The following is a 14415-nucleotide window of genomic DNA, read 5'->3' on the forward strand; positions in this document are numbered from 1 at the left end:
GATCACCATGCCCCGCCCTCCGCATAAACCCAAGCCCGCCCGCTCGGCGGGTGGCGCAGGTCTGCATCCCCGCAATCTGCACCAGGGGCGCTACGACCTGGCGGTGCTGGTTAACCACAGTGGGGAACTGGCCGCCCATCTCACCCGCAACCCCCGTGGTGAGACCACCATCGATTTCTCCGATGCCGATGCGGTGCGCTGCCTCAACCAGGCGCTACTGGCCCACTATTACGGGATTCAGCATTGGCAACTGCCACCGGGCTATCTCTGTCCGCCGATCCCCGGGCGGGCGGACCTGGTGCATCATGCCGCCGACCTGCTGGCGCGCAGTTGCGATGGCACACCCCCCACAGGCCGGCGGATACGGGTGCTGGATATAGGTACCGGCGCCAACTGTATCTACCCCCTGCTCGCCAACCGCAGCTATGGCTGGCGGGTGACCGGCAGCGACATCGATCCGGTATCGATCGCGGCGGCGCAGGCGATTGTGGAGGCCAACCCCTTGGTGCGGGGTAATATCGAGCTGGTATTGCAGCGGGAGGGGGCGATTTTCGAGGGGCTGCTGGCGTCGGGTCAGCGCTTTCACCTGAGCCTGTGCAACCCTCCTTTTTATGCATCCGAGGCGCAGGCCCGCGCCGCCAACCAGCGCAAGCGCGACAACCTGGCCCGCCATCGGGGTGAGCGCGGGAGCCCGGCCCGGCGTAACTTCGGCGGGCAGCGAGCCGAACTCTGGTGCCCCGGTGGGGAGCGCCGATTCCTGCAGCAGATGATCACCGAAAGCCGGGCGTTCGGCGAACGGCTCTGCTGGTTTTCCAGCCTGGTCTCCAACGGCGACAACTTGCACCCCCTCAAGCGCCAGCTGCGGGCCGAGGGTGTCCGCCAGCTGGAGGTGATTCCCATGGGGCAGGGGCAGAAACAGAGTCGCCTGTTAGCCTGGAGTTTCCTGACCCCCGAGCAGCAGCGCGACTGGGTTCGGGAGTCGCTGCAGGCAAGCGGATAGCCCCTCCTGCAGGTGAATCGAGGCGCGTTGACTGCCCCTTTTGTCGAGTGGGACGAAGCCCGATAAACCTGCTACATTGCAGCCTTTCTTTCCTCGCTCTGAGCCACGCACCCGGCTGGCCAGGAGGGGGCGCTTAACCTCAACCCGGAGAGTGTTATCCCGTTATGGACAGTTTTTTTTCCGACCGCATCAGTGATGTGCCGCGCTCCTTTATCCGCGAAATTCTCAAGGTCGCGATCGACCCGACCATCATCTCCTTTGCCGGGGGGCTGCCGAATCGCCAGTTCTTCCCCGCAGAGGAGCTGCAGCGGGCGACCCAGCAAGTGTTCGAGCGCTACGGTCGGGATCTGTTTCAGTACAGCAACTCCGAGGGCTTCCTTCCCCTGCGCCAATGGATCGCTGAGCGCTACCGGAAGACCCAGGGGCTGGAGATCTCCCCCGAATCGATCCTGATCACCAGCGGCTCCCAGCAGGGGCTCGACCTGCTTGGTAAAGTGCTGCTCAACGAGGGTGAGGGGGTGCTGATGGAGGCGCCAGGCTATCTTGGAGCGATCCAGGCGTTCTCCATCTACCGGCCCGAGTTTATGAACGTGGCGGTGGATGAGCAGGGAATGGTGCTGGAGGAGCTGGACCACCAGCTGGCCCGAGGTAACCCCAAGCTGGCCTACAGCGTGCCCAACTTCCAGAATCCGGCGGGCATCAGTTACAGCGATGCCAATCGCGAGGCGGTGGCGCAGCGGTTGCGGGGCAAGAGATGTGTGCTGGTCGAGGATAACCCCTACGGCGACCTGCGCTTCTCGGGGACTCCGGCGCGCTCCTTCTATGAGCTGCTGCCCGGGCAGACGGTGCTGCTGGGCTCCTTCTCCAAATGCGTGATTCCCGGCTTCCGCCTGGGCTGGCTGGTGGCGCCGGAGGCGTTGATGCAGAAGCTGTTGGTGGCCAAGCAGGCGACGGACCTTCATACCAGCCACTTTACCCAGTGCATCGTCCATCAGTACCTGATGGATAATGATATCGACGCGCATATTGCCACCATCGTGGATGCCTACGGCGACCAGTGTCGCGCCATGATGGAGGCGATGGATCGTCATTTTCCCTCCTCGGTGCGTTATACCCGTCCCGATGGTGGGATGTTCCTGTGGGTGACCCTGCCGGGCAAACTGTCAGCGATGGCGCTATTTGAGGAGGCGGTAAAACAGCAGGTGGTGTTTGTGCCCGGAGATCCCTTTTACACCGACCAGCAAAGCCACTCGACCCTGCGCCTGAGCTTCTCCTGTGTGGATGCCGCCACCATAGAGGTGGGCATAGAACGGCTGGGGCTGGCCATCAAAAAAATGCTGGGAGAGGCCTCCTGAGAGCCTGCCGGGAGGGCGTTGGCTAAAAAAAGGCAAGGAGGCTGGGTTCACGCCTCCGTTGGGGGAGGGTTGCTGCGCGCGGCCCCCTGCATCGATTCGGAACGGATTACCACCGTTCCTTGAAAGGCCTGCTGTGACTGGCGGTGCATGGCTGCCGCCAGGTCCTCCACCGGCAGGGGGCGAAAGCGGCGCAACCCCGGCAGCCGGCACAACAGACGGACCAGAGGAAAGCTGAGGGTCTCGTTCAGTCGGGGTGGGTCGCGATGGGCGTGCAGCATGGAGGGGTGATAGATCGCCAGTGCCGGTAACGCAAGTGCCCGTAATGCCTGCTCCATCTCGCCTTTGGTGCGGCTGTAGTAGTTGGGGGAGCGGGCACGGCTGCCCAGCGAGCTGATGACGTGGAACTGCTCGACCTGCTGCTGTTGCGCCCAGCGACCCAGCGCAACGACGTAGTCCCTGTCCACCCGCACGAAGGCTGCGACCGACCCGGCCCGCTTGAGGGTGCTCCCCAGGCAGCAGAAGACTCGCTCGATGGTGCCTTCGATCTCCAGGTTTTCCAAGTCCTCCATGGCGAGCAGGTGCTCACTGACCTTGGGGTGGTCGGTGAAGCCGGTGGGGCGGTAGTGGATAAGGTGAAGCCGCTGGCAGTGGGGGTCCTCCAGCAGGCGCTGGACCAGCAATCGGCCGGTGGCGCCGGTGGCGCCCGCCACCAGGGCGCTATAGGGGGCGGTGTCCGTCATGGCGGGCTCCTAGCGAATATGGTCCAGCGGCAGTTCGGTCTTGTCGATCACCCGGCGCATCACGAAGCTTGAATGGACGCCACTGACCCCCTTGATGCGGGTCAGGGTGTTGAGCAGGAACTCCTGATAGTGGTCCATGTCAGCGACGATCGCCTTGACCAGGTAGTCGGCCGACTGGCCGGTGATCAGGCAGCATTCGAGGACTTCGGGGCATTTGGCGAGGGTGCTTTCAAACTGCTCAAAGCGGTCCGGCGTGTGCCGGTCCATGCTCACCTGTATGTAGGCGGTGAGCTTGAGCCCGAGGGCGGAGCGGTCGAGCAGGGTGACGTGCTTCTCGATGATGCCCGAGTCTTCCAGCTGCTTGACCCGGCGTGAGCAGGGGGAGGGGGAGAGGCCGATCTTCTCCGCCAGCTCGAGGTTGCTGATACGGCCGTTGCGCTGCATCTCCTGCAGGATGCGCCTGTCCATTCGGTCCAGTTTCATGGGGTCTCCGGGTTGGGGATAGTTTAGAATTATTATAGATTGCTTTTTATTGTTTTTGTTTAGATTTTTATTGCGCTATCAGAGGTTTTTAAGGGTGTTTTTGCAATCATTGATCGCTTTTAAATGGTTATACTAACCCCGTGGTAACGCACAAGGCCTGTGACACCGAAAGCGACCGGCCCCTTTACAAGAGGAACCGGGGCGCACAAGGGAGTTGTCCTTACCCGGACAGTCACAGGGAGCCCGTACCAGGGGTGGACCGGCAGGCCTGAAATTCAACACAGAGAACGTCCCCCGAGGGGCGTTTTTTTTTGCCCCCTGGCCGGTATCCGGCTTGAGTGCCGCGGGGCCTGTTCCCTCTCAACGGGGTCGGTTAGTATGACGACCTGAAGTCAGCGGCAGGGAGAGAACCGATGAGCCCACTCCGGCGGCCAGTCAATCGCCATGCGAGCTACCACGCCCACCTCTATTTCGATGCCCGCACCGAGGCCCTGGCCCGTGGGCTGGTCGAGCAGGCCCGCGAGCGGCCGGGCCTCAGTGTCGGTCGCCTGCACCGCCGCCTGGTGGGGCCCCACAGCGCCTGGAGTTGCCAGCTCAGCTTCGACCAGCAGCAGTTCGATGGGGTAATCTTCTGGCTGGAGGCTGAGCGAGACGGGCTCTCGGTGCTGGTGCATGGCGTGACCGGGGACGACCTCAGGGATCACACCGAGTTTGCCTACTGGCTGGGGGAGCCGTTGCCGTTGAAGTTGTCGATCTTCGGCGCCGAAGCGGACCCAGGATTGGATCAGCATAAAGAGTGAAGGAGTCGTTATGAAATGGTGGTTGGGTGTTATTTTTTCCCTGATGGCCGGTCTGGCCCAGGCGCTGGATGCCGGAGAGCCCCTGCAGCGTGCTTCCAAGGCCTATCTGGCCCAGGGCGCCGATGCCTTTATCCCGGCCCTGCTGGAGGGTTCTCCCATGGAGGGGGAAGCGGGGGTGCTGGCCCAGTCGCAGTCGCTGCACCAGGTGGAATCCTTTTATGGGGCCTACCAGGGGTTTGATGTCATCTACGAAAAGCCGCTGACGGCGCGGGTAAGGCTGGTCTACTACATCATGAACTACGAGAACTCGCCGCTGTTTGCCGTGGCCACCTACTACCGCCGCGCCAGCGGGGAGATCGTCACACATTTCAACTTCAATACCAAGATGTGGGATGTGTTGCCGAGCGATGTGGTGTTTCGCTAGGGACTTATCGAGAGCCCGCTAGCGGGGCGCAGCCCGGGATGACCGGCGCTCGGCGACTTCCATTGCGTGAAAACTAATTCCGAAATGCTTTGACTCGCCATGGGGGCTGCTGTATGGTGCACGCAGCTCGAAAGAAAGACTAATTTTTATCTACTCCCGTTCGTGATTCATCCCGTCCTGTAGTTTCTAAGTTTCAGCCTATTTTTCTGCTACACCCGCCTCTTGCAGGCACACCTCATTGATAAATTACAGGATATGACTATGTCTACTACTACCGGTACCGTTAAGTGGTTCAACGAATCTAAAGGCTTCGGCTTCATCGAGCAGGAGTCTGGTCCAGACGTGTTTGCTCACTTCAGCGCCATCTCCGGCTCTGGCTTCAAGACCCTGGTCGAAGGCCAGCGTGTTGAGTTCACCGTGACCCAGGGCCAGAAAGGTCCCCAGGCCGAGAACATCGTAGCGCTGTAAGCCACTGTGGGGCGGTAGCGATACGGCCCCCACTGCTTGATGCTATAGAGAAAGGCGACCCTAACCGGGTCGCCTTTTTTTATGTACAGGATGTACGGTATGCCGCGAGGCCAAGGATGGCCAGGAGCGGCGTTGCTCAGCGCACGGAGTGCCCGCATTGATCGAGCCGTTAGCGATCCCGGGGATGTAACGGGTCGTTTTTTGCTCCTGCAAAAACGACCCTCCTGACATCCCTGTCAGTCGTATGCCGCGGCCGTTTTTTGCTCCTGCGGCTATCTATCGTCAATACAGGCACTTCCCATCACCTTCCCCATAAACGCTACTGCAGTACCAGGTAGAAGCGCTGCCCCTTACGTTCGATATGAAACAGGATCGCTTTGGGGTTGAGGGCCAGCGCACGTTGCAGGCTCTCAAGGTCCTTCACCGCCTGGCGGTTGGCACCCACGATGCGATCGCCCGGGCGTAAGCCGCTGAAGGCGGCGGGTGTATCGGGGGCCACCTGGGTGACCACCAGGCCACGCCCATCGGGTGCATTCTCGAAGCCCACACCCTCCAGCAAGCGGTGCAGGGTTGGGCTGAGGCGGGAGAGGCTATCGGGTTTGCTCACCTTGACCCGGATTTCACGTTCACGGCGGTCGCGGATGATACCCAGCGTAAGGGTGTCGCCAATGCGGTGCATGCCCACCTGGCTGCGCAACTGGCCAGTGGAGAGGGTGGCTTCGCCATTGACCGAGACCACCACGTCACCCGGTTCAATACCCGCTTCATCAGCAGCTGACCCTTTGCTGACGCCACTGATCAGCACCCCCTGCTGGCCGTTGTCCAGGTTGAAGGCCTCGCGCAGGTCGGGGGTGATCTCCTGGATGCCGACCCCCAGTTGGCCACGCTCCACCTTGCCGCTGTCGAGGATCTGCTCGAGGCTGGCGCGGGCCATATTGATGGGGATGGCAAAGCCGATCCCCACGTTGCCTCCGGAGGGGGCGATGATGGCGGTGTTGATCCCCACCAGCTCGCCGCGCAGGTTGACGAGGGCGCCGCCGGAGTTGCCGGGGTTGATGGAGGCATCGGTCTGGATAAAGTTCTCATAGCCCTCGATTCCCAGCCCGGTTCGCCCCAGGGCGCTGACGATGCCGGTGGTCACGGTCTGGCCGAGGCCGAAGGGATTACCGATCGCTACCACAAAATCCCCCACCCGCAGGGAGCTGGAGTCGGCGAGAGGGATCTGGCTGAGCTGGTCCGCATCGACCTTGAGGATCGCCACATCCAGCTCGGGGTCGGATCCCAGTACTTTCGCCTTGAAGGCGCGGCCGTCGATCAGGGCGACCTCCACCTCGTCGGCACCCTTGATGACGTGGAAGTTGGTCATCACGATCCCCTCATCGGCATCCACGATGACACCGGAGCCGGCACTGTTCTGCTGCTTGCGGGGGGCACCGTACTCCTGCGGGGGCAGGTTGAAGAAACGGCGGAAAAAGGGGTCACTGAGCAGAGGGTTGGACTCGCGCCGCTGCGAATAGGTGGCGATGTTCACCACCGCGGGGTTGACCGATTCCAGCATGGGGGCCAGTGAGGGCAGCTCCACCCCCTGGGAATCCTTGAGAGGCCAGGCCCCCAGTGCGTGGTTCGAGGGCAGAGTGATAAACAGCGCCAGCAATAGAGGCAGTGCTCGCATCATCAGGATCTCTCCTTCAATCAAGGAAGGGGCGCACCCAGGATCCCCTCCGGTTAGAGTGCGTTAGAGTGCAGCCAGGTGATCGGTCGTCGCCGGACGCCGCTCGACGGGTGCAGGGGCTGCTCTTTAATGTGGGATTGAAGGCGCGGCTTTCAAGGGGGTATGTTCGCGCTTGCCGGCCCAGGTCGCGATAGCGGGCAGCAGGGGGGGGAGCTAGCTGAGCAGCGCCGTGGCGTAAGGCATCAAGCGCTCAAGCAGTTGTTCCAGCATGCTGATTCCCCGAGCCAGCTGTTGGGCTCCGTTGGGTGTGAGCAGCCAGCCCAGCGCTCCCAGGTTTGCGGCCACGGTCAGCCAGAAGGCGGCCTGGAAGGGGCGTTTGCGGGTTTTGTGGCGCAGCCGGTGTTGAGCGAGCACGGCGCCGGGCCAGCCGCCGAGCATCCCGGCCAGCCAGAGGGTGGTTTCCGGAGTGCGCCAGAGTCCATGGCGTGCGGCCTGCTTGTCCCGCCAGTAGAGCCCAAAGGTGAGCAGGCTGGCGGTGAGGTAGAGGGCAACCAGATGGGGAGGGATCAGTTGACGCTGAAACAGCAGCGTCAGCAGGAGGCCAAAGGTGGCGACAATCAGGAGGTCGACCAGGGTGCCCAACAGAGCTCCGAACCGGGTGCCGCCAGAGCGGGGTGGATGCCTGAGGGGCGCCACCTCTCCCTCGTAGAGCACCGCCTTCGCGCGAGACTGCCCGGCAAGGGGTCGACTGATCTCGAAGTGCAGGCGGTCGCCGGTAACCGGACGCCGGCGGATACCGGTGAACGCCTTGATATGCAGGAATAGCTGATCACCCGTCTGGTCGACTGCGATAAAGCCAAAGCCTCGCTCGTCGTCCCAGCGGGTCAGTGTGCCGGTGTATCTCATAGCAGCGATTGGCAGCAGTACCCTGGCCGGTTGTTATACCCTAGCGTCATGCCGCCTACTCCTCTTCCGGTTCATCGGGGAGGTTGAACAGGGTGGCAGAAGTGAGGGGTTGCTGGTACATCAGGCCACCGTGGGGACGGTTAATGTCAGCCGCGAAAAAGATAAATTCGAACAGCTCATCCGCCTCCTCTACAGAGACAATCACGTTGACGATCTCCTTTTCGGTGCTTTCGCCGACGCCGCGATGACGCAGCGGGGTAAGGCGGCCCACACCGCGGGCATAGGTGACGTTCACGCGGTTGATGCCGCGCTCGTGAACCAGCGTGTTGATAAGCGGGGCCGCACGGCCTTTGGGTAGGATCGCGGTGATCAGCTTGTGGGACTGGAACTCGGAGCGCAACATCTCAACTTCTCCGTCGTCTTTCGGGGCTACGGCGGTCCTGTTGGGCAAACTTCTCCAGGATATCGGGGGGCACGAAGGTGGCGGCCTTTTCGACCGGAGTGACCCACATAAAGCCCATGCCGGGGGTATCGAAATCACCGGCGAGGTAGATTTTTTCAAAGATACGGTCGGTCTGGTCGCGGGAGACAATGATGTTGATGACCTCCTTTTCAGCCTCCACCGCCAGGCCCAGAATCCCCAGGCGCTCCCGTACGCCGCGACCGTGGGAGTAATGAATGCTGGCGCCCTGGGCGCCGGCTTCCTGTGCGGCTTTGACAATGGCATCCGCCTTGCCCCGCTGAACGATGGCGGTAATCAGGGCGACATCGGTCAGGACTACAATCTCTTTTTTGGCCATGGTGCAGTGCTCCGGAGTCAGACAGCTTTACGGTTCAGGGTGGCTTTTCCCACCAGGGCTGTGGTGTTAAGGGAGGCATCGTAGCGCTGATGCTTGCGGGCAACCTTCCAGTTGATCCACAGGCCGACGATCATCACCGAAATGATCGGGCCGATGGACGCCATTGAAAGAATGCCGAATCCTTCGATCGCCTGCACGGCATCACCAAAGCCAAGCCCCATGGCCAGCACCAGGGGGACGGTGACCGGACCGGTGGTGACACCGGCGCTGTCCCAGGCGACATTGACGTACTCTTCACTGGAGAACCAGGTAAGTATCAGTGCCGCAAGATAGCCGGGTAGCAACAGGTAGACGATGGGGATGTTGAAGACAATCTTCAGCACCCCCAGTGCGATGCCGCAGCCAACCCCGAATGAAACGGCATACATCAACAGGGATTTGCGGAAGGCACCGTTGGTCAGGTTCTCGACCGTCAGGCCAAGGGCGTTGAGGGCAGGCTCGGCGAGGGTGGCGCCAAAGCCAAGCACCCAGGCAAAGGTGAGGGCGATGATAATGCCCACCCGGTAGTGGTAGAGCGGCGAGGACTCAACGTGTTCCAGGGTGGTGAAGGCGGCAGGAACCAGGCTGCCGGTCTGGTTGCCCAGCATGGACAGTCCGTAGCTGAGTCCGAGGTTAAATACGATCATGCCGATGACGCAGAGCAGGATACCGTAAGCAATATTGCGCGGCTGGGAGAGTTTTTCACGCAGCACAAAGTGCATCACCAGCATCAGAAACAGCACCAGGGGAACAATGGCGCGCAGCCCTCCAATCACCTCCGCCCAGGGGGTGCTCTCGTACCAGGCCAGCCCAGAGGTTGCGGCACTGAGGCTGTTGGCAGAGGCGATGATCTCGGCCGGAGTGACCGCTTGCTCAACGTAAACCGCCAGCCCCATGACACCGAGAATCGGAAACAGCGAAGCGAGGGTGACAATACCAAAACCGGACATGCTGCTCCCACCCTTACCGGCGGAAGCGGCGATACCGATGCCGAGACTGAGCACCAGCGGGACCGTTACCGGGCCGGTGGTGACGGCACCGCAGTCCCAGGCGAGCCCCAGCATCTTGCTTAGCTCCGGATGCTGGGCGATGTAGAAAGTCAGCGCCAGGGTAGGGATAACGGTCAAATAGATCAGGGGCTTGAGGCTCCAGGAGTATAGAAAACGCAGGGTTCCCAAAACCGCAGCGGCGCCGACGCCGATGCCCACGATCAGCACCATCACCTCCGCCCAGTCATTGAGGAGGCTGTAGAGGTAGGGGGCGTTTTCCACTTCAACAATCTGCCCGGCCGCCTTCAGGGCGCCGATAGCGGGCTCGGCGAAGGTGACTCCGATGCCCAGCAGGAAGGCGATGCAGAGCACCACCGGCAGCTTCGCCTTGGTCGGCAGGGAGGTACCCATCGCTTCGCCAAAGGGCATCAGGCCGACCCGCAGCCCCTCCATAAACAGCATCAAACCGAGAATCACGGCGATCAACCCGGCGGCGATCACCTCCGCGTCCACCACATCGGTGCGCAGTATCACGATCTCAAACAGCATCAGGTAGAGGGCGAGGGGAACCACTGCGCGCACTTGATCCTGCAGGCGGGTACCGATGTAGGGTTTGATAAGCCGGAACGCATCAATCGCACGAAGCTGGATGGGCGGCGCCTTGAGGGGGATCGGTTGACCCTCCGCATCCAGTTTCGGGGTCGAGGTGACGTGGTTGTAGCTCAGGTGCTCGTGCTGAGTGGTGATTTCACGAACAAAATCCCCGAAGCGGATCTCTTGTGGCATTCCTTCTCCCAAAAAGATAAGGGCAGCGGGGTCGGGCCCCGAACATTCAGATACTGCTATTACACCAAAGCTGAAGGGAAATGTCTGTTGTCAGGGATCAGAATTCATCGGCAGAGCTGATGTTGAGGCGGTTTCGAGGGTGCGGTGAAAAAAATCGCCCCGGGTTAACCCTTTTTGCAAACGGCTGCGTTTATAGGGGTATCCATCCATCGAAGGAGATTCCCATGAACACCCATCGTCTTGATATCAACGCCCCGAAACGCTCTCTGGGAGTGCCCACCCTGGCCCTGAGTGCGGTCGCGACCCTGCTGTTGTTGCAGGGGTGTGGCAGTGGCCAGCAGCCCCCCTCTCCAGCACAGAGCTCTCCCACTAGCGAAAAGCAGGTCAACGCCGTACCCGCTAAACCGGTGCAGCTGCCGACGCCGAGACCGGCCCAGCCGATCAACCTTGAGGGCGGTAGTGGGGGGGTAGATGCCATGGATCAGCCGGCCAGGGCGGATAAATCCCTCGAGCGTATGCCGGCACAGGCACCCTTGGCCGCCACCTCGGGGATAGCTGTGCAGACGCTGGCGGCTCCCCGGGGAGATCTGGCCGAACGGATCGCCATCGCACCGGCTTATGCGGGATCGCCGGTGGATCGTGAACAGTACGCGGCGCTGGAGACCAATGGCGTCAAACGGGTCGCGGACGAGCCGGTTTCCACGTTCAGCGTGGATGTGGACAGCGGCAGCTACAGTAATGTGCGGCGCATGCTGCGGGCCGGGCAGCTGCCGCCGGCCAATGCGGTGCGTATCGAGGAGATGCTCAACTACTTCGATTACGCCTATCCGCGACCGGCCTCCGGCGAGCAGCCCTTCAGCCTGACCACCGAGCTGGCCCCCGCTCCCTGGGACACCCGTCGGGTACTGTTGCGGGTCGGCCTGCAGGGCTACGAGGTGGAGGCCAGCCAGCGCCCCGCCAGCAACCTGGTGTTCCTGGTGGATGTGTCGGGCTCCATGCACAGTGCCGACAAACTGCCCCTGCTCAAGCGCTCCCTGCAGCTGTTGACCCGCCAGATGCGAGCCGAGGATCGCATCTCACTGGTGGTCTACGCCGGAGCCTCGGGGGTGGTGCTGCCCCCTACCGCCGGCAACCGCCAGGGGGAGATCACCCATGCCCTTCAGCAGTTGGAGGCGGGGGGCTCCACCAACGGCGCGGCGGGCATTGAACTGGCCTACCAGATGGCGCAGCAGGGCTTTATCGAGGGGGGGATCAATCGGGTGGTACTGGCCACCGACGGTGATTTTAACGTGGGAACGGTCAACCTGGAGAGCCTCAAAAACCTGATCGAGCGGCGCCGCGATTCGGGCATCAGCCTTACCACCCTGGGGTTTGGCCAGGGCAACTACAACGATGCACTGATGGAGCAGCTGGCGGATGTGGGCAACGGCAATCATGCCTATATCGACACCCTCAACGAGGCGCGCAAGGTGCTGGTGGACGAGCTGGGGTCGACTCTGCAGACCATCGCCAGCGACGTCAAGATCCAGATCGAGTTCAACCCCCATAAGGTCTCCGAGTATCGCCTGATCGGCTACGAGAATCGGCTGCTGGCTCGGGAGGACTTTGCCAACGACCGGGTTGATGCCGGTGAGATTGGTGCCGGTCATAACGTCACGGCCCTCTATGAACTCACCCTCGCGGGCAGTGGGGCCGAGCGGATAGAGCCCCTGCGTTACGTACGGGCGCCGGATCTTGCGCAGCCGTCCACCTCCAGCGAACTGGCCTACCTGCGCCTGCGTTACAAGTTGCCTGGCGAGGAGAGGAGCCGCCTGCTGGAGCAGCCCCTCAACGCCGCCCAGCTGCAAGGCTCGCTGGAAAGCAGCAGCGAGGGGATGCGCTTCGCCGCGGCGGTGGCCGGCTTTGGCCAGCTGCTGCGCGGGGATGACTACAGTGGCGAGTTTGGCTATAAGGAGGTGGCCGGGCTGGTGGCGGGGGCAAGGGGGCAGGACCCCTACGGCTACCGGGGCGAGTTCCTGCAGCTGGTGCACACCGCCAGGGCGCTGGCCCAGCCGCTCTCCACGGCCCCGAACACCGGCACCCGGCAGTAAACCCTGGGAGGGGGCTGCGCCTCGCCCCCCCTCAACCACTGGTGCTACCCTATGGCTATGCGAACCCTCGACCAACTGGATGACCACGAGCTGATGCAGCGCTACGGCGAAGGCGAGGTAGCGGCCTTCGAACAGCTCTACCAGCGCCACCGTCAGGGGCTCTATCGCTATTTTCTGCGCCAATGTGGCCAGCCGGCCCTGGCAGAGGATCTCTATCAGGAGGTGTGGAGTCGGGTGATCGGTGCGGCCCGCCGTTACCGTCCCGATGCCCGTTTCGACACCTGGCTTTACCGCATCGCCCACAACCGTCTGGTGGACCACTACCGGCGGCCTAGCCTGGTAGGATCTGAGCCTACTGAAACGGTGGAGGCGGTTGAGCCGGGGCCCGTGGAAGCGGCGGAGCAGCAGCAACAGGCCCAGCGCCTGCACCACTGCCTCGGCCAGCTGCCCGCCCTGCAGCTGGAGGCCTTTATGTTGAAGGAGGAGGTGGGGTTCAGTGCCGCAGCGGTGGCGGAGGTGGTGGGCGCCTCGCTGGAGGCCACCAAAAGTCGCCTGCGCTACGCCTACCAAAAATTGCGGGAGTGCGTGACCCAAACGGGAGAGGAGGTGAGAGATGAACGAGCCTGACGCCTCGCGCGACAAAGCCTTTGTGAGGGGACTGTACCGCCAGCTCAGGGAGCAGGAGCCCAGCCCTGAGCTCGATGCCCGCATACTGCAGGCGGCCCGCGAACAGGCTCGTTCGGCCCGGCCCGCCACCTCCCTGGCCCGCTGGCGACGATGGCAGTGGCCCACCTCGGTGGCTGCCACGGTGGCCCTCGGCAGCCTGATCTATCTCTACCAGACGCCTAACCCGATTCCTGGTCCAATGATGGATGACGCACCCTCGACCGAAGCCTTTAGCCCGGCAAAGCGGGTGTTTCAGCCTGAGCCCGCTGAGTCGGCGGTGCCGCGAGCCCTGAAGGCACCCGCCGTCGTTAGTGAGACTGTCGGCGAACAGGAGGGCCATGGAGGGACCGCCGATATGAGCGAGATAGCTCCGGCCTCAGCCTTGTCGCTGCCGATGAATCGGGAGGCTGCACCGGCCGCACCTGCGCCATCGCTTTCCCGGGAGGGCAAGGTAGGGGAGGCCCGCGTTGAGGCGCTTCCGGCCACGGGCACCAGCCTCGATGCCCAGGCCCAGGCAGAGAGTCCCGAGCAATGGCTGGCGCGTATCCAGCGGTTGCTGGAAGCGGGGGAGCAAGAGCAGGCCCGCCAGGCCTTTGCCCGCTTCCGCGACCACTATCCCGAGTATCCGGTTGAGACGGAGCTGTTGAAGGCGCTGATCGGGAACTGAGGGTTTCGCTATTGGCTATCGCCTCCTCGTCGCCCCGGGGCAGCCAGCCACTAGCGCTTCTGGGCCAGCAGGCGATCGAGGGTATTGGCAAATCGTTGACGGTCCTGCTGGTTGAATTTGGCGGGGCCACCCAGCTGCTCGCCGCTGCTGCGCAGCTCCTCCATCAGGTTGCGCATCGCCAGCCGCTGGCGGATGGTTTCGGGGGTGTAGAGTTCACCGCGGGGGTTGATGGCTACAGCCCCCCGCTCCACCACCTCGGCCGCCAACGGAATATCGGCGGTGACCACCAGGTCACCTCCGTTGAGCTGCTGGACAATGTAGCTGTCGGCCACATCGAAGCCAGCGGCGACCTGCACCGAGCGGATCAGGCTCCCGGCCGGGGTCGCCAGCGACTGGTTGGCGACCAGCACCAGGGGGGTCTGGGTACGCTGTGCGGCCCGGAACAGAATATCCTTGATCACCTTGGGGCAGGCGTCGGCGTCAACCCAGATCTGCATGCGCTCTCCTCGTCATAAATGCCAATTTTCACA

Annotated in this window: 16 protein-coding genes; 8 read left to right on the forward strand and 8 right to left on the reverse strand. The window is 62.6% G+C overall.

Going from position 1 to position 14415, the window contains the following annotated elements:
• The first annotated feature begins 7 nt into the window (after positions 1-7).
• Entirely contained in the window at positions 8-1000 is a 993-nt protein-coding gene (gene rlmF, locus D0544_RS01180) for a 23S rRNA (adenine(1618)-N(6))-methyltransferase RlmF (RefSeq protein ID WP_125014045.1), read from the forward strand.
• 164 nt (positions 1001-1164) lie between these two features.
• Entirely contained in the window at positions 1165-2355 is a 1191-nt protein-coding gene (locus D0544_RS01185; RefSeq protein WP_125014047.1) for an aminotransferase-like domain-containing protein, read from the forward strand.
• A gap of 47 nt (positions 2356-2402) precedes the next feature.
• Here the strand turns inward: D0544_RS01185 and D0544_RS01190 are convergent, their stop codons facing one another.
• Both D0544_RS01190 and D0544_RS01195 read right to left on the reverse strand, forming a co-directional pair.
• Positions 2403-3095: a Rossmann-fold NAD(P)-binding domain-containing protein gene (locus D0544_RS01190; protein ID WP_125014049.1), complete on the reverse strand. Its 693-nt coding sequence runs from the start codon at positions 3093-3095 to the stop codon at positions 2403-2405.
• A gap of 9 nt (positions 3096-3104) precedes the next feature.
• On the reverse strand, positions 3105-3578 hold the full coding sequence (locus D0544_RS01195) for an Lrp/AsnC family transcriptional regulator (protein ID WP_125014051.1): 474 nt from the start codon (positions 3576-3578) through the stop codon (positions 3105-3107).
• 413 nt (positions 3579-3991) lie between these two features.
• On the opposite strand from D0544_RS01195, the gene D0544_RS01200 reads away from it, so the two are divergent.
• From D0544_RS01200 to D0544_RS01210, 3 genes are all read left to right on the forward strand, one after another.
• Positions 3992-4378 (forward strand): DOPA 4,5-dioxygenase family protein, encoded by a 387-nt coding sequence (locus tag D0544_RS01200; RefSeq protein ID WP_125014052.1) that lies wholly within the window; start codon positions 3992-3994, stop codon positions 4376-4378.
• Between the two features lie 10 nt (positions 4379-4388).
• Positions 4389-4802, forward strand: a complete 414-nt coding sequence (locus D0544_RS01205) for a hypothetical protein (protein ID WP_125014054.1) — start codon at positions 4389-4391, stop codon at positions 4800-4802.
• Between the two features lie 261 nt (positions 4803-5063).
• Complete coding sequence (locus tag D0544_RS01210) at positions 5064-5270, forward strand: cold-shock protein (protein WP_125014056.1); 207 nt, start codon at positions 5064-5066, stop codon at positions 5268-5270.
• A gap of 319 nt (positions 5271-5589) precedes the next feature.
• On the opposite strand, the gene D0544_RS01215 is transcribed toward D0544_RS01210, so the two are convergent.
• The 5 genes from D0544_RS01215 to D0544_RS01235 all read right to left on the reverse strand — a co-directional run bounded on the left by D0544_RS01215 (position 5590) and on the right by D0544_RS01235 (position 10462).
• The gene (locus D0544_RS01215; RefSeq protein WP_125014058.1) at positions 5590-6945 is read right to left on the reverse strand and encodes a DegQ family serine endoprotease; all 1356 of its coding nucleotides are present in this window, start codon (positions 6943-6945) and stop codon (positions 5590-5592) included.
• A gap of 210 nt (positions 6946-7155) precedes the next feature.
• On the reverse strand, positions 7156-7848 hold the full coding sequence (locus D0544_RS01220; protein ID WP_125014060.1) for a DUF1294 domain-containing protein: 693 nt from the start codon (positions 7846-7848) through the stop codon (positions 7156-7158).
• Positions 7849-7903: 55 nt separating this feature from the next.
• A complete protein-coding gene (locus D0544_RS01225) occupies positions 7904-8251 on the reverse strand; it encodes a hypothetical protein (RefSeq protein WP_125014062.1) in 348 nt (115 codons plus the stop codon).
• 1 nt (position 8252) lies between these two features.
• Entirely contained in the window at positions 8253-8648 is a 396-nt protein-coding gene (locus D0544_RS01230) for a P-II family nitrogen regulator (protein ID WP_125014064.1), read from the reverse strand.
• 17 nt (positions 8649-8665) lie between these two features.
• A complete protein-coding gene (locus D0544_RS01235; protein ID WP_125014066.1) occupies positions 8666-10462 on the reverse strand; it encodes a DUF1538 domain-containing protein in 1797 nt (598 codons plus the stop codon).
• Between the two features lie 224 nt (positions 10463-10686).
• Between D0544_RS01235 and D0544_RS01240 the strand changes: the two genes are divergently transcribed.
• The 3 genes from D0544_RS01240 to D0544_RS01250 are packed head-to-tail and all read left to right on the forward strand — an operon-like array spanning position 10687 to position 13885.
• A complete protein-coding gene (locus D0544_RS01240; protein ID WP_125014068.1) occupies positions 10687-12552 on the forward strand; it encodes a vWA domain-containing protein in 1866 nt (621 codons plus the stop codon).
• A 51-nt stretch (positions 12553-12603) separates the two neighbouring features.
• Positions 12604-13179 carry a sigma-70 family RNA polymerase sigma factor gene (locus D0544_RS01245; protein WP_125014070.1) on the forward strand — a complete coding sequence of 192 codons (576 nt, stop codon included), beginning with the start codon at positions 12604-12606 and terminating at the stop codon, positions 13177-13179.
• Entirely contained in the window at positions 13166-13885 is a 720-nt protein-coding gene (locus D0544_RS01250) for a hypothetical protein (RefSeq protein ID WP_125014072.1), read from the forward strand. Before D0544_RS01245 ends, D0544_RS01250 begins: the two co-directional genes overlap by 14 nt.
• 50 nt (positions 13886-13935) lie before the next feature.
• Here D0544_RS01250 and D0544_RS01255 read toward each other — a convergent pair whose 3' ends face one another.
• Positions 13936-14382: a YaiI/YqxD family protein gene (locus D0544_RS01255; RefSeq protein ID WP_125014074.1), complete on the reverse strand. Its 447-nt coding sequence runs from the start codon at positions 14380-14382 to the stop codon at positions 13936-13938.
• Positions 14383-14415 lie beyond the last annotated feature (33 nt).

Source organism: Aestuariirhabdus litorea (genome assembly GCF_003864255.1).
In the GTDB taxonomy this organism is placed as follows: domain Bacteria; phylum Pseudomonadota; class Gammaproteobacteria; order Pseudomonadales; family Aestuariirhabdaceae; genus Aestuariirhabdus; species Aestuariirhabdus litorea.

What these genes read in the sequence shown, in the direction of transcription:
- rlmF (WP_125014045.1), top strand. Translation starts at nt 8, where the DNA reads ATGCCCCGCCCTCCGCATAAACCCAAGCCCGCCCGCTCGGCGGGTGGC.
- D0544_RS01185 (WP_125014047.1), top strand. Translation starts at nt 1,165, where the DNA reads ATGGACAGTTTTTTTTCCGACCGCATCAGTGATGTGCCGCGCTCCTTT.
- D0544_RS01190 (WP_125014049.1), bottom strand. Translation starts at nt 3,095, where the DNA reads ATGACGGACACCGCCCCCTATAGCGCCCTGGTGGCGGGCGCCACCGGC.
- D0544_RS01195 (WP_125014051.1), bottom strand. Translation starts at nt 3,578, where the DNA reads ATGAAACTGGACCGAATGGACAGGCGCATCCTGCAGGAGATGCAGCGC.
- D0544_RS01200 (WP_125014052.1), top strand. Translation starts at nt 3,992, where the DNA reads ATGAGCCCACTCCGGCGGCCAGTCAATCGCCATGCGAGCTACCACGCC.
- D0544_RS01205 (WP_125014054.1), top strand. Translation starts at nt 4,389, where the DNA reads ATGAAATGGTGGTTGGGTGTTATTTTTTCCCTGATGGCCGGTCTGGCC.
- D0544_RS01210 (WP_125014056.1), top strand. Translation starts at nt 5,064, where the DNA reads ATGTCTACTACTACCGGTACCGTTAAGTGGTTCAACGAATCTAAAGGC.
- D0544_RS01215 (WP_125014058.1), bottom strand. Translation starts at nt 6,945, where the DNA reads ATGATGCGAGCACTGCCTCTATTGCTGGCGCTGTTTATCACTCTGCCC.
- D0544_RS01220 (WP_125014060.1), bottom strand. Translation starts at nt 7,848, where the DNA reads ATGAGATACACCGGCACACTGACCCGCTGGGACGACGAGCGAGGCTTT.
- D0544_RS01225 (WP_125014062.1), bottom strand. Translation starts at nt 8,251, where the DNA reads ATGTTGCGCTCCGAGTTCCAGTCCCACAAGCTGATCACCGCGATCCTA.
- D0544_RS01230 (WP_125014064.1), bottom strand. Translation starts at nt 8,648, where the DNA reads ATGGCCAAAAAAGAGATTGTAGTCCTGACCGATGTCGCCCTGATTACC.
- D0544_RS01235 (WP_125014066.1), bottom strand. Translation starts at nt 10,462, where the DNA reads ATGCCACAAGAGATCCGCTTCGGGGATTTTGTTCGTGAAATCACCACT.
- D0544_RS01240 (WP_125014068.1), top strand. Translation starts at nt 10,687, where the DNA reads ATGAACACCCATCGTCTTGATATCAACGCCCCGAAACGCTCTCTGGGA.
- D0544_RS01245 (WP_125014070.1), top strand. Translation starts at nt 12,604, where the DNA reads ATGGCTATGCGAACCCTCGACCAACTGGATGACCACGAGCTGATGCAG.
- D0544_RS01250 (WP_125014072.1), top strand. Translation starts at nt 13,166, where the DNA reads ATGAACGAGCCTGACGCCTCGCGCGACAAAGCCTTTGTGAGGGGACTG.
- D0544_RS01255 (WP_125014074.1), bottom strand. Translation starts at nt 14,382, where the DNA reads ATGCAGATCTGGGTTGACGCCGACGCCTGCCCCAAGGTGATCAAGGAT.